The 12,684-nt window shown below is 42.8% G+C and carries 14 protein-coding genes; 5 read left to right on the forward strand and 9 right to left on the reverse strand.

The window, feature by feature from the left end; translation table 11 throughout:
* Positions 1–342: 342 nt before the first annotated feature.
* Both rho and ACTXGE_RS07140 read left to right on the forward strand, forming a co-directional pair.
* Positions 343–1,611 carry a transcription termination factor Rho gene (gene rho, locus ACTXGE_RS07135; RefSeq protein WP_317200084.1) on the forward strand — a complete coding sequence of 423 codons (1,269 nt, stop codon included), beginning with the start codon at positions 343–345 and terminating at the stop codon, positions 1,609–1,611.
* 241 nt (positions 1,612–1,852) lie between these two features.
* Positions 1,853–2,086, forward strand: coding sequence for a hypothetical protein (locus tag ACTXGE_RS07140; RefSeq protein WP_317200083.1), 234 nt, complete (start codon positions 1,853–1,855; stop codon positions 2,084–2,086).
* Between the two features lie 125 nt (positions 2,087–2,211).
* Here ACTXGE_RS07140 and ypfJ read toward each other — a convergent pair whose 3' ends face one another.
* The gene (ypfJ, locus tag ACTXGE_RS07145; protein ID WP_317200082.1) at positions 2,212–3,099 is read right to left on the reverse strand and encodes a KPN_02809 family neutral zinc metallopeptidase; all 888 of its coding nucleotides are present in this window, start codon (positions 3,097–3,099) and stop codon (positions 2,212–2,214) included.
* A gap of 398 nt (positions 3,100–3,497) precedes the next feature.
* Between ypfJ and ACTXGE_RS07150 the strand changes: the two genes are divergently transcribed.
* Positions 3,498–3,848 carry a hypothetical protein gene (locus tag ACTXGE_RS07150; protein ID WP_435949785.1) on the forward strand — a complete coding sequence of 117 codons (351 nt, stop codon included), beginning with the start codon at positions 3,498–3,500 and terminating at the stop codon, positions 3,846–3,848.
* A 79-nt stretch (positions 3,849–3,927) separates the two neighbouring features.
* On the opposite strand, the gene ACTXGE_RS07155 is transcribed toward ACTXGE_RS07150, so the two are convergent.
* The 8 genes from ACTXGE_RS07155 to rpmI all read right to left on the reverse strand — a co-directional run bounded on the left by ACTXGE_RS07155 (position 3,928) and on the right by rpmI (position 10,825).
* Positions 3,928–4,365, reverse strand: coding sequence for a BLUF domain-containing protein (locus ACTXGE_RS07155; RefSeq protein ID WP_435949786.1), 438 nt, complete (start codon positions 4,363–4,365; stop codon positions 3,928–3,930).
* A 31-nt stretch (positions 4,366–4,396) separates the two neighbouring features.
* Entirely contained in the window at positions 4,397–4,921 is a 525-nt protein-coding gene (locus tag ACTXGE_RS07160; RefSeq protein WP_317200079.1) for a BLUF domain-containing protein, read from the reverse strand.
* A gap of 93 nt (positions 4,922–5,014) precedes the next feature.
* Complete coding sequence (locus ACTXGE_RS07165; RefSeq protein ID WP_443542763.1) at positions 5,015–5,620, reverse strand: hypothetical protein; 606 nt, start codon at positions 5,618–5,620, stop codon at positions 5,015–5,017.
* Between the two features lie 373 nt (positions 5,621–5,993).
* Positions 5,994–6,293: an integration host factor subunit alpha gene (locus ACTXGE_RS07170; protein WP_435949788.1), complete on the reverse strand. Its 300-nt coding sequence runs from the start codon at positions 6,291–6,293 to the stop codon at positions 5,994–5,996.
* Positions 6,294–6,439: 146 nt separating this feature from the next.
* Entirely contained in the window at positions 6,440–8,866 is a 2,427-nt protein-coding gene (gene pheT / locus ACTXGE_RS07175; protein ID WP_443542761.1) for a phenylalanine--tRNA ligase subunit beta, read from the reverse strand.
* A gap of 94 nt (positions 8,867–8,960) precedes the next feature.
* Positions 8,961–10,016 (reverse strand): phenylalanine--tRNA ligase subunit alpha, encoded by a 1,056-nt coding sequence (gene pheS / locus ACTXGE_RS07180; RefSeq protein ID WP_443542760.1) that lies wholly within the window; start codon positions 10,014–10,016, stop codon positions 8,961–8,963.
* Between the two features lie 199 nt (positions 10,017–10,215).
* A complete protein-coding gene (gene rplT, locus ACTXGE_RS07185; protein WP_317200074.1) occupies positions 10,216–10,572 on the reverse strand; it encodes a 50S ribosomal protein L20 in 357 nt (118 codons plus the stop codon).
* A 55-nt stretch (positions 10,573–10,627) separates the two neighbouring features.
* Entirely contained in the window at positions 10,628–10,825 is a 198-nt protein-coding gene (gene rpmI, locus ACTXGE_RS07190) for a 50S ribosomal protein L35 (protein WP_317200073.1), read from the reverse strand.
* 411 nt (positions 10,826–11,236) lie between these two features.
* Here rpmI and ACTXGE_RS07195 point away from each other — a divergent pair, with 411 nt between their 5' ends.
* Positions 11,237–11,683 (forward strand): thioesterase family protein, encoded by a 447-nt coding sequence (locus ACTXGE_RS07195; protein WP_443542758.1) that lies wholly within the window; start codon positions 11,237–11,239, stop codon positions 11,681–11,683.
* 176 nt (positions 11,684–11,859) lie between these two features.
* Positions 11,860–12,681: a bifunctional phosphoribosyl-AMP cyclohydrolase/phosphoribosyl-ATP diphosphatase HisIE gene (gene hisIE / locus ACTXGE_RS07200; RefSeq protein ID WP_443542756.1), complete on the forward strand. Its 822-nt coding sequence runs from the start codon at positions 11,860–11,862 to the stop codon at positions 12,679–12,681.
* Positions 12,682–12,684: the final 3 nt, after the last annotated feature.

Consider the following 12,684-nt stretch of genomic DNA (forward strand, 5'->3'; position numbering starts at 1 on the left):
TACCCTGCCATTAACCGTATAGTCTGCTGACAAGAGAAACGCAGCCGTTTTTCTAGGTTCCTTATCGTTATTCTCTTCGTGTTGTTACCACAAAACACCGCTGTCTTTATGACCAGCAATCAATACAAAATAATGCCTACGACGACAATTGAGCTCTGCTATAGACTCTCATCTATTTTCTATTGCCTAGCTTTTATACGCTGTACTCTAATACTTCTTACATGCTATAGCCCAAAACGCTTATTTTGTGCATGATATCGCTATACTACTCTTGCTTTAATCAACTTTGCGGACTACGCCACATCTGGCCCTCCCGCTCGATAAACTGCTAATGACCTCTCTATGAATTTAACTGAATTAAAGAAAAAATCAATCGCCGAGCTGTTGGCTATCGCCAAAGAGATGGGTCTTGATAATATGGCGCGTAGCCGCAAACAAGACATTATCTTTGCTATCTTAAAGACTCATGCTAGAAACGGCGAAGCCATTTATGGTGATGGCGTTTTAGAAGTGCTTCCAGACGGTTTTGGCTTTTTGCGCTCCTCTGAGGGCTCTTATTTGGCAGGACCTGATGATATTTATGTCAGCCCTAGCCAGATCCGCAGATTCAGTCTAAAGACTGGTGATAGTATCGCAGGTACTATTCGTCCACCAAAGGATTCTGAGCGTTATTTTGCCTTATTAAAAGTCGGCGAAATCAACTTTGATACTCCAGATCGCTCACGTCACAAGCTTATCTTTGAGAATTTGACCCCACTATTTCCAACCGAGCAGCTCAAGCTTGAGCTTGGCAATGGTACTACCGAAGATCTGACCGGTCGTATGATTGATCTAATCGCCCCTATTGGTAAAGGTCAGCGCTCTATTATCGTCGCCCCACCAAAAGCGGGTAAAACGGTACTGTTACAATCTATCGCCCAATCCATCACGCGCAACAATCCTGAATGCTATTTGATCGTACTCTTAATCGATGAACGTCCAGAGGAAGTGACAGAGATGGAGCGTACAGTACGCGGTGAAGTTGTGGCGTCGACCTTTGATGAGCCGCCACAGCGCCACGTTCAAGTCGCTGATATGGTCATCGAAAAAGCCAAACGCTTGGTTGAGCACAAACAAGACGTAGTCATTTTGCTCGATTCGATTACTCGTCTGGCCCGCGCTTATAACACCGTTATTCCGTCATCAGGCAAAGTGCTCACTGGTGGTCTTGATGCCAATGCGCTTGAGCGCCCAAAACGCTTTTTTGGTGCAGCGCGAAATATCGAAGAAGGCGGCAGCTTGACTATCATCTCAACTGCACTTATCGATACGGGTAGCAAGATGGACAGCGTTATCTTTGAGGAGTTTAAGGGTACGGGTAACCAAGAGATTACCCTTGAGCGTGATTTGGCTGAAAAACGTGTCTTCCCAGCGATTAATATCAAAAAATCAGGCACCCGCCGCGAAGAGCGCTTGATGGATGAGGACATGCTGCGCAAGGTTTGGATATTACGCAAACTACTCCAACCTATGGACGGCGTGCAAGCGACTGAGTTCTTATTAGATCGCCTAAAAGAAGTCAAAACCAACGATGAGTTCTTTGACAAGATGAAGCGTAAACCACAAAGCTAAGTGGCTACGTCTATGCATCAAAGCGTAACTAAAAAGGATTGTTTGCTGCAGTCCTTTTTTTAAGTTTAGGCTACCTGCATGCGACACATACTGGAAACAACACTTACAGCCTATTAGCAAAGAGTAGCGTTTTTACTACGACTAAATAGAAGGTTAGCAGCTACTATTGGCTATAGTGAATACAAGCTTACTATCATAATAAGCTTTGTACTTTAATTTTGACACTTTGAGAGGTAATGGTATGAAATTCGCTAAATCTATGGCAATGACAGCAATGGTCAGCTCAGCACTCGTTATGACGGGCTGTAACTCAGGTCCTTTTGGTAATGCAAGCAACACCGCTAAAGGTGCGACTGCTGGCGCGGCGGCTGGTGCTCTTATCAGAAGCAAAGGCGATAGCAAAGATATCGCTCGCGGCGCACTAGCTGGCGCAGCTATTGGCGGAGCTGGTGGTTATATTCTTGATAACAACTAAGATTTAAACACTTAATGTTTAAATGATTAGTATGTAAATAACTACAAAAAGCCTGCAATATATTGCAGGCTTTTTTATGGATAACATCTATAGAGAGACCAATAGTAGAGATAATAATGATTGCGCTATAGTCCACCACTAAAGGTATCACAAGATTGAATATTGCCCGACTCAAGACCACGAGTAAACCAGCTAACCCGCTGTTGACTGCTGCCATGAGTGAAGTTATCAGGAACTACTGCCCCGCCACTCGCTTGTGCTAGGCGATCATCACCGATTTGACTGGCTGCATTCATAGCCTCGTCAATGTCCCCTGGCTCCAAAAACTGTACGCGCTGCTGATTACGATTGGCCCAAACGCCAGCGAAGCAGTCGGCTTGTAGCTCTTGTAGTACAGATAACTGATTGGCCTGTGCTGTTGTGACCTGACGGCGAGCCTCATTGACTTGTTGCGAGATACCCAAAAGCGTCTGCACATGGTGACCCACCTCATGCGAGATGACATAAGCTTGCGCAAAGTCGCCCGCTTTACCTTGGTTATCAGTATCCCCTGAACCTTGCTGATCGCCACTGATACCTAAATTGCGACGCATCTCTACAAAAAACGAGGTATCTAGATAGATAGTTTGATCCCCTGGACAATAAAAGGGCCCTGTGGCTGAGGTGGCACTACCGCAAGCTGAGCTTACTTGACCTTCAAATAGGGTTAGCGAAGGCTCTTTGTAGGTACTACCCGCCTCGTTAAATATCTGATGCCAAACGGCTTCTGTATCTGCTAATACTACTTTGACAAACTGAGTATCTCGGTCGGTACTTGTCGCAGGTTCAGTAGAGGTGCTATTACCGCCACCTGTGACTACTTGACCCGTTTGTAGCGCAGTCATAGGATTGACCCCAAATACTAGCCATAAGATTCCAGCGATAATAATACCTCCTATACCGCCGCCTATCATTTTGCCGCCGCCGCGACTACTGCGAACATTTGAGCTGCCACGCCTATTTTGCCATTTCATAATTGTGTCCTTAAATAAAAGAGAGGGGCAACTGTCAATTGATAACTTTTTATACTACAGTCGCTAATATTATTATTTGATGTTTTTTATACTTATAGCACAGAGGTTAATAGTAGTAGATCATACAACAAATCAAATCAATATATTATTTCACTTTCGTAGAAACTCACTTGCTTAATATGAGCCGATAAGCCTTTAATAGTATAGGCAGTAAGTAGCAAATATTACCACTTATTTTATTGTTACTTAATTGTAAAGCCTATTCCTATTTAGATAGAAAAGATATAGAATGCGTGAAAGCTGAGTAGCTGCAACTAAGAGTAGTTGATATTCGATATTTCGAATATTCAACTTTTTATTGTTGCTATTAAACATTTCATTTTTTTGGAGAATACCCTATGAACCTTAAATTACTTGCACTTGCTGGTGTTATGACTGCTGCTATGGGCTTAACTGCTTGTGATAGCAATACTGAAAACGCTGCTGAAGATTTATCTGACGCACAAGAAGAAGTACAAGACGCTCAAGAAGAGCTAAACGAAGCTGCTGCTGATGGCGAAGTTGTACCTGCTGATGCTGAAGCTGCTGTTGTCGCTGCTGAAGCTGACATCGCTGAAGCTCAAGCTGCTACTGCTACTGACGAGATGGATGCTGAAGTACCTGTAGACGGTACGACTACTAGCATGGACGTCGCTAGCGAAACTGATCCAGCCGTTGCTGCTTCTGACGAAGTTGTTGTTGTTGAGTAATAGTCGTTATTGCTAATTGTTGCAATGATAACTACGAAAAAAGAGAGCGAAAGCTCTCTTTTTTTATGCCTGAATGTTTTTAAACTTTTTGCGCATTAAGATCACGCATCAGATCACTTGCAGCCTCTGCACTCAAAAGATACGGATTAAAATCTATAGTCGTTGAGTACTTGAGATAAATAGCAGCATTGTCTTGCGTAGGTGATGCATAGTTCATTGACCACTGGGCCCACTCTCTATGTTTGAGCTCATGAGTTTCAAGAACTTGCAAATCATGGTGGCGTTGATCTGCCATCAAACTATACAGCAACCGATTGATCTGCGCTCTTGGTCCCTCAATAGTCTGCAAAAAGTAATTCTTATTAAAGATAAGCATACCAGTGATACCATTAGCAGCATTATTTTGCTGCGCTTGCTGCAATATCTCGTTGAAGTCTTTAGCTGAGACATCAGGATTTGCGCGGCTAGCATAAGTCATGCTCACCAGAATATGAGCATCTGAAGTAGATTGAGCCATGGGTTGTCCTCTTATAGATTATAAAATTTAGTTAGCTGATTGAGAACCAAGATTTTTTCTTTTTCGGTGCATTTAGCGCCTCTTGTTCTTGTTCATCAAGTGCTGATAATGTATCGATCAATAACATAATTTGATTAGTGCTCATCAGATACGGATTAAACTGCGTTCCTGTAGAATATTTGAGCGCTAAGCTTTTATTTTCATCACTTGGAATGAGGTATTTCATCGACCACTTATTCCAGCGTCGTTGTTCAACCTCGGAGCATTCAATGATCTGCAACGAAAAATGACGATCATCTTTGACCAATTTTCTCAATAATTCATTGATTACGGGTCTTGAGCCTTCAATACTTTGCAAAAAATAATTGTGATTAAAAACCAATGCGCCCGTAATACCATTGCGCTCATTATTCTGCTGTGCTTGCGCTAAAATACGCGTCACCTCACCATTTTCGTTATGATTGTTGTAGCGACTAATATAAGTGAGGCGCAAAATAATGTGCTCACCGTGTAGCCTTTGTGCGTTTTGCGCTTGTGAAAGCTCAGCCAATTCCATAAAGTACTCCAGTTCATTCGATCATATTTGTTTGGGTGTTACAGCAGCGTCACACATAACTGCAATTTAGATGCCAGGACTTTTGCCTAATAATTAGCGTCTCATTTTTTTGATAAAATCATCCATACCTCGTGCTAATTTTTCACTACTTGAGCTTTTGATTTCTTGAGCTAAAGCCATCAATTGCGCGGTATCATCGCATTGCTCTAAATTCAACAGATAACCCCAAGCTTCTTGTGGCGGCGCGTTTTTTTCGATATAGGTAGCTAAATCTGATTTCAACATATCATAATTGGCATCTAACGCTTTAGGCTTAGGCACATTGCCTATAGCGGTCAGATCATCTGGATTTTGAGTATTAAACGTTCGCTCAAACTCAGCTTCGCTATTTTGTATATTTGGTCTAGCAATAGGAGAAGGTCTTGAGACTTCTTGTACGCCAGTAGACGCTGCATTTTTTGCGGCGCCAGCAACTTCGATACAATCAAACTCCAAAAGTAGCTCAAATAATGGGGTTACTCCGCCAAAACTTGCAAACATTTTGCTTTGATCTAAAGTATCTAAGTAGTTTTGATAGGTTCTTTTGCCATCAATCATAATCAGCAAAGTTCTAGCCTCTCGCGGCAATACCCCTATGCTATGATTTTTGATTTCATCGCGACCTATTTCACTTTTTTGAAAAACATCACCATATTTCATTTTATACATCCAATATCAATGTTAAGAGCAGCGTTTTTATATCAAAACGCTGTTTAAACTAAACTGTAAACTACAGAGCACAATACGTGCCAACTTTTGTGTCTCAGGCGTTCATTAGCCAAAGGCGAATTTTAAATTTAAAACCATAAAGACAAATAGCTATTGTATTTAAATCAAACTACAAGATTTAATAGCTTTAAAACAAACTTAAAATGAATAATTATAATTATTATTAAAGTAGCATAAAAAAAAGCAACCTACACTAAAGACTTAATGTAGGCTACTTTTATAAGTATGAGAGGTCAAAAGAGTATGATAGAAGGTGTGCGCAGAGTACTAATATTGTAAAACAACGCTATAAGTTGAAGGATGACTAGACTTCGAGTAAATGCTCATCGACTTTTTGACGAAATTTTTGCCCTGTCTTAAAGGTAACTACTCGGCGGGCTGAGACAGCAACAGGCTCTCCTGTCTTAGGATTGCGCCCTGGTCGACTGTTTTTGTCTTTTAGCTCAAAATTGCCAAAGCCTGAGAGCTTGACTTCACGTCCCTCAATTAAGTTGTCAGCCAGCTCATCAAAGAAATTCTCTACTAAGCAGCGCCCTTCTTGACGTGTTAGGTTCATATGACTCATCAAATGCTCAATCATGTCAGATTTTGTCAGGGTACTCACAATATAGCTCCTATGTTAGCGCTAATGGGGTGGTCAAAATATTGTCTATTACCTACTATTATAAAGGATTTTAGTTGGCTTTTTAATAAAATCCTTTATTAATAAATAGTTAGCTATTTTTGATGATTAAAACGGATAGTTGACTCTTAACTATCGCGTAGCTGGACAGCGTGCTGCTCAGTGAGCGCTTGCACAACTTTGTCAGTCGTCGTTTTTACGTCCTCATCAGATAACGTTTGTATGCTATCTTGCCATATTAAAGCAAAAGCGAGTGAGCGCTGATTTGCTGGTACTTTGTCACCTTGATAGACATCAAACAGCCACATATCACTCAATAGCTCACCTGCAGCGCCGCGTATCGTTGACTCTAGTGTTTGTAAACTGATATCGCTATCTACCAAAATAGCGATATCGCGTCGTATCTGCGGAAATTTGCTAGGGGTATCAATGGCATGTTGCTCCCGAGCAAGTGTCAATAACGGTGCTAGTGACAATTGCGCGACCCAAGTCGCAGGTAGATCTAGCTGCTTTGCGGTATTGGGATGTATCTGGCCTATCCAGCCGATGTATTTATCATCGATATACAGCTTAGCGCTTTGTCCTGGATGCAAAAAGGATAGCTGACTGCGCTCATAGCGAATGCGCGCTCTGTCAATTTGCGCTGGCAATAACTGCTCAATATCGTATTTGATATCATAAAAGTCTAAAGCACGGTTTTGATACGCTTGCTCATCCCAAACATCACCTACAGCCACCAGGGCAATACTTGGCGTTTGAACCAAATCGCTAACACTTTGACCGACAAAACTTAAACCCGTCTCAAAAAAACGTACACGTGGCTGCTGACGATTGAGATTATATTGAACACAAGGTAATAAGCTTGACAGCAAAGTACGGCGCATGACGGCTAAGTCGTTAGAGATCGGGTTAGCAAGAGCCAACACTTCTCCTAATGCTTCATCATCAAGCACCGCTTCTAATTTTGCATCACTAAAGCTAAAGCTAATCGCTTCCATGTAGCCATTATTAACGAGTGCCAGCTTCATCTCATGCGTAAGATCTGCGGTATCGTCATAATCCATACTCACTTGTAAGTGCGGCAAGACGCTTGGAATATTATCATAACCATAGATACGAGCGATCTCTTCGATTAAATCCTCGCGGATACTCATATCAAAACGATACGAGGGCGGCGTGCAGATTAGAGCATCTGCTTGCTGCTCTACCTCAAACCCTAATTGGGTCAGGATACGCACCATGACCGCAGGCTCAATCTCAATACCGATGACATCACGTACTTTATTAATTGGCAAAGAGATGGGCGCACGTGCTGGCAGGTTGTCGCTACTTTCTGCTTTTACGATGTGTCCTGCTTGAGAGCCCGTGACACTGGTAATCAAATCAGTAGCACGTGCCAAAGCAAGCGCTGGCAATTCAAAATCGACACCGCGCTCAAAGCGTTGTGAGGCATCGGTATGCAAACCAAAACGGCGCGCGCGTGCAGCGATGGCTAATGGATTAAAAAAGGCACTTTCTAGGATAATATTGGTGGTGCTATCAGTGACACTACTACGCTGACCGCCCATGATACCCGCGAGTGCAAGCGCGCCTTTATCATCCGCAATAAGCAGCTCATCACCGGTTAAAGTAATGGTTTGTTCATTGAGTAAGGTAATCGTCTCTTGTGGCTGTGCTAAACGTACCACAATATCGCCTTCTATCTTATCAGCATCAAACGCATGTAGCGGTTGACCGAGTTCCATCAATACATAATTGGTCACATCAACCAAGAAGTTATGCGAGCGTAATCCCGACTGTACGAGCGCATCAGTCATCCATTTCGGTGTATCGATGCTACGATCAATGTTACTAATTGATTGTAAGAGATAGCGTGGACACGCCTCAACTGCGCTCACCGTTACGGCTGGCGTAGTATGATCAGTATCGTTATCCGTCAATGCGCCATTGGCAGGAATCTCTGGCTGCTGCATAGGCAAGTCATTAATGACTGATATCTCGCGTGCAATACCACGTACGCTAAAGCAATCACCGCGGTTTGGCGTGATAGAGATATCGAAGATTTGATTGTCTAAACCTAAGTATTCACGGATATCCATGCCAATCGGCGCATCAGCCGGTAGCTCAAGCAAACCGTCAATATCGTTAACCAAATCAATTTCAGATGCACCGCATAGCATACCGTTAGAATCGACACCACGTAGGTTGCCATTTTTAATTTTAAAGCCTGCTTTACCATTACTGGCATCATCGCTTGGCAGTATGGCACCAACGGTTGCGACAGGCGCTTTCATACCGACAGTGACATTGGGCGCACCGCAGACGATCTGTAGCGGCTTAGCACCGCCAATATTGACCTGCGTGACGCGCAATTTATCAGCATCAGGATGTGGACGGATACTGATAACTTCGCCAACGACAACGCCTGAAAAAGCACGGGCAACCGCAAAACGATCATCAATCTCAAGCCCTGCCATAGTGAGTTGTTCGGCCAATTGCTCACTGCTATTGTTGGGGTTTACCCACTGACGTAGCCACTGTTCGCTAATTTTCATAAATATCTCGGATTGCAATTTATAATAAAGATTTTGAATTAAAGGTTGGCACATTACCTTATTTTATAAACAAGGAGCACCTGTCATATCAACATTAGCCAAACTGTTTTAAAAAGCGTACATCGTTTTGAAAAAATAGGCGCAAATCATCGATGCCGTAATACAACATGGCAAAGCGCTCAATACCCATGCCAAAAGCAAAGCCAGTATATTTGTCGCTATCAATACCGCAGTTGGTCAGCACCTGCGGGTGCACCATGCCGCAGCCCATAACTTCAAGCCATTTGCCATTATCATCTAAGATATCGACTTCAGCTGAAGGCTCAGTAAATGGGAAGAATGACGGACGAAAACGCACAGTCAATTCTTTAGCAAAAAATGCCTCTAAGAACTCACTAATCAAGCCTTTTAGCTCAGCGAAGGTACTTGACTCGGTGACCATAAGGCCTTCTAACTGATGGAACATCGGCGAATGAGTTTGGTCTGAGTCATTGCGGTATACGCGGCCTGGGCAGATAATCCGAATCGGCGGCGCTGTCTGCTCCATCGTACGAATTTGCACCGGACTGGTATGCGTACGTAATAGATAGTGCGCATCAAAATAAAACGTATCGTGCATGGCACGCGCTGGATGATGCGAGGGAATATTGAGTGCTTCAAAGTTATAATAATCGCTCTCAACTTCAGGGCCTGTAGCCACATTGAATCCGGCTTGTACAAAATACTGCTGCATACGCTGAGTAATCATCGTCACCGGATGCAGATGGCCTTTTTGAGCGCCGCGAGCTGGCAAAGTGATATCAATGCTCTCGCTTGCCAGCTTGGCATTTAATGCCGCGACTTCCAGCTTTTGCTGCTGATTGGTCAATGCCTCTTGAATACGGCTACGCACCCCGTGCAACCAGCCGCCGTAGGTTTTTTTGTCGTCGCTACTAAGCTTACCCATCTGCTTTGAGAAGCCCGTTAACGCGCTTTTTTTGCCCGTCAATTGTACGCGCACATCTTGTAAAATACGCACATCAGTGACTTGCACTACTAAAGCTTCAGCGGCGCTAGCAAACTCATTAAGCTGAGACTCATTGAGTTCACTCAGCTCTGGGGACAGGGTCGGTAGCGCCGACAAATCGGGGGTGGCAGCAGGGCTAGTCATAAGACGTGTTATTCCTGATTAAGACAAATGATTAGTGGTAAGTCATTGTAGGGGTTTGAGCAAATTTTGCAAACGCTCTACCCCAGTAGATGATCTGATATAAAAAAAGCCACCGACCAGCGGTAGCTTTTATTAATAACGCATATTACTCTTATCTAATAGATGCTTAGCATATAAGCCTCTAAAGACAGACTAATAGTTATGCTAGTTCCGCTTTTGCTTTTTCGACCAAGGCTGTAAAAGTCGCAGCATCATGCATAGCGATGTCAGCTAAAACGCGACGATCGATTGCGATGTTGGCTTTTTTCATGCCATTGATAAAGCGGCTATAGCTTAAACCGTTTAAGCGTGCACCAGCATTGATACGGGCAATCCAAAGACGACGGAAAGAGCGTTTTTTGTTGCGACGGTCACGATAAGCATATTGACCTGCTTTGGTCACTGCCTGTACCGCTACGCGATAAACACGTGAACGGGCACCGTAGTAGCCTTTTGCACGCTTTAAGATTTTTTTGTGACGGCGATTTGCCTGTACACCACGTTTTACACGGGCCATAAATTACTCCAAGAATTTTAAGATAAAATAAGCTGTATCGAGTTACAAAGATCTATTAGATGTAGGGGCACATACGACGAACTGCTGCTTCGTCAGATTTGCTTACCAACTTAAGACCACGTAACTGGCGAATACGCTTAGGTGATTTCTTGGTCAAGATATGGCTTTTGAAAGCTTGCTTACGCTTAAAGCCGTTCGCTGTTTTTTTGAAGCGTTTTGCTGCACCGCTTCTGGTTTTCATCTTAACTTTCATGATGATGTGCCTCTTTTTCTGTGTTAGAACCTGGTCGTCAAATAGTGAGTAATGCCCAGTGATTATATTCATAATCACTAAACTGCTATTTGCCTCGAGGTGGGAGGCGCTATTTTAGCAGATAGTACGCTGTTTTGCCAAAGAAATTTTGAGAGTCATAACGAAAGAGTATAGAGTGATTAATTCAAGATAAATCTAAGCTTTTATTCATATTTAATCATCGTGCAAACTTTGTATCAGGTATACTTAATTTTTTATCATTAAAAACGATGCGCTTGTACTTATTATTGTTTTTTTAAGCATCGTTTTTTAGTATCTACAATAGCAACTAAATCTACCTTGTTTGTATAAATGCTTGTATATAAGTACCCGTTTATAAAAGTACCTACCTCAAACCATACTTAGGAGAAAATGGTGTCAAGCCAACCGCTGATATTTGATAGCAGAGTATTCGTTTTTGAAACCTTGCTACATGTGCGAGCTATTGAGGTCAATACAAATCAATATCTAACTCTTGAGTCTTTAACCGCGTTGATGGTGGAAGCTAGAGAACAGTTTTTGCATTTTAAAGGTATTAAAGAGATTAGCGAAAACAATCAAGGCTTGGTCGTTGACAAATTGCAAGTACACGTTATTAGCCGTGCACGAGTACGTGAAGCTCTACTTTTTGAAGTGGGTATTGAGCAAATAGATGACGAAGGCGGCAGTATAGCCATACGAGTGACTCGTATGTCTGATAACTCCTTGATCGCTAATTCTCGCCAGCATTTTGTCAACTATGATTACCGTTTGCAAAAGCTTACTACCATCAACGATGTGCTCAAACAATCACTTGTACCAAAGCACCTCTTATCTTGACCTACTTATAAATAACAACTCTTATCTTCGCTATCCTTTGACACTTTAGCATTTGCACTTTGGTAAAACTTCTCTAAAATACTAAAGCGACAAAGATAAATGTAATAAGTATCTATTATTCAAACCTTTGCTCATTTAGCACCTTCCCTTTGCTGTTTATAATAAGACCTTAGACTATGACCTCACCTGCTTGGCTTGACGCCATAACCTTCAATAGCGCAGGCCTAATTCCTGCGATTGCTCAAGATCACACCTCAGGACGTATTTTGATGATGGCGTGGATGAACTCTGAGGCATTGCAATTGACGGCGCAAACACAAACGGCTGTGTACTACTCACGCTCACGTGCCAAACTGTGGCATAAAGGCGAGACCTCAGGTCATACGCAGCTCGTACACGATATTCGCCTAGATTGCGATGCAGACGTCATTGTCCTCAGCGTCACCCAGATCGGTGGTATCGCCTGTCATACGGGGCGCGAGTCGTGTTTTTATCAGCGTTTAGATATGTCAGGAGCAGAGCCTAAATGGCAAAGCGTGGACAAAGTCATCAAAGATCCCGCTGCTATCTATAGTACAACGTCTGCTCATTCTACTGACCCTAAAACAATTGTCGCAAATGATAAAGATGATGGTAATTTGCAACAAAACACCATCTTAACGCAACTAGATCAGGTCTTGGCTGAGCGTAAAAGTGCAAGCGCAGAGCACTCTTATGTTGCCAGTCTGCATGCTAAAGGATTAAATAAAATCTTAGAAAAAGTTGGGGAAGAAGCGATAGAAGCGATCATCGCTGCCAAAGATTTGGCGCACTGCGATAAAAGCCTCGACTCATCAGCATACGATAAAGCGCATAATGAGCTTGTATATGAGGTGGCTGATGTCTGGTTTCATACTTTGATTGGGCTATCTTGGTTCGATATAGAATCCAAGGCTGTACTCTCTGAGCTAGGACGCCGCTTTGGCTTATCTGGTATTGACGAAAAAGCATCGCGCTAACCT

The sequence above is a fragment of the Psychrobacter sp. T6-4 genome (genome assembly GCF_052258425.1).
Lineage (GTDB): Bacteria > Pseudomonadota > Gammaproteobacteria > Pseudomonadales > Moraxellaceae > Psychrobacter.

What these genes read in the sequence shown, in the direction of transcription:
- rpmI (WP_317200073.1), bottom strand. Translation starts at nt 10,825, where the DNA reads ATGAAAGTTAAGATGAAAACCAGAAGCGGTGCAGCAAAACGCTTCAAA.
- ypfJ (WP_317200082.1), bottom strand. Translation starts at nt 3,099, where the DNA reads ATGAAATGGCAAAATAGGCGTGGCAGCTCAAATGTTCGCAGTAGTCGC.
- pheT (WP_443542761.1), bottom strand. Translation starts at nt 8,866, where the DNA reads ATGAAAATTAGCGAACAGTGGCTACGTCAGTGGGTAAACCCCAACAAT.
- rplT (WP_317200074.1), bottom strand. Translation starts at nt 10,572, where the DNA reads ATGGCCCGTGTAAAACGTGGTGTACAGGCAAATCGCCGTCACAAAAAA.
- hisIE (WP_443542756.1), top strand. Translation starts at nt 11,860, where the DNA reads ATGACCTCACCTGCTTGGCTTGACGCCATAACCTTCAATAGCGCAGGC.
- ACTXGE_RS07165 (WP_443542763.1), bottom strand. Translation starts at nt 5,620, where the DNA reads ATGAAATATGGTGATGTTTTTCAAAAAAGTGAAATAGGTCGCGATGAA.
- ACTXGE_RS07160 (WP_317200079.1), bottom strand. Translation starts at nt 4,921, where the DNA reads ATGGAATTGGCTGAGCTTTCACAAGCGCAAAACGCACAAAGGCTACAC.
- rho (WP_317200084.1), top strand. Translation starts at nt 343, where the DNA reads ATGAATTTAACTGAATTAAAGAAAAAATCAATCGCCGAGCTGTTGGCT.
- ACTXGE_RS07140 (WP_317200083.1), top strand. Translation starts at nt 1,853, where the DNA reads ATGAAATTCGCTAAATCTATGGCAATGACAGCAATGGTCAGCTCAGCA.
- ACTXGE_RS07150 (WP_435949785.1), top strand. Translation starts at nt 3,498, where the DNA reads ATGAACCTTAAATTACTTGCACTTGCTGGTGTTATGACTGCTGCTATG.
- ACTXGE_RS07155 (WP_435949786.1), bottom strand. Translation starts at nt 4,365, where the DNA reads ATGGCTCAATCTACTTCAGATGCTCATATTCTGGTGAGCATGACTTAT.
- pheS (WP_443542760.1), bottom strand. Translation starts at nt 10,016, where the DNA reads ATGACTAGCCCTGCTGCCACCCCCGATTTGTCGGCGCTACCGACCCTG.
- ACTXGE_RS07195 (WP_443542758.1), top strand. Translation starts at nt 11,237, where the DNA reads ATGGTGTCAAGCCAACCGCTGATATTTGATAGCAGAGTATTCGTTTTT.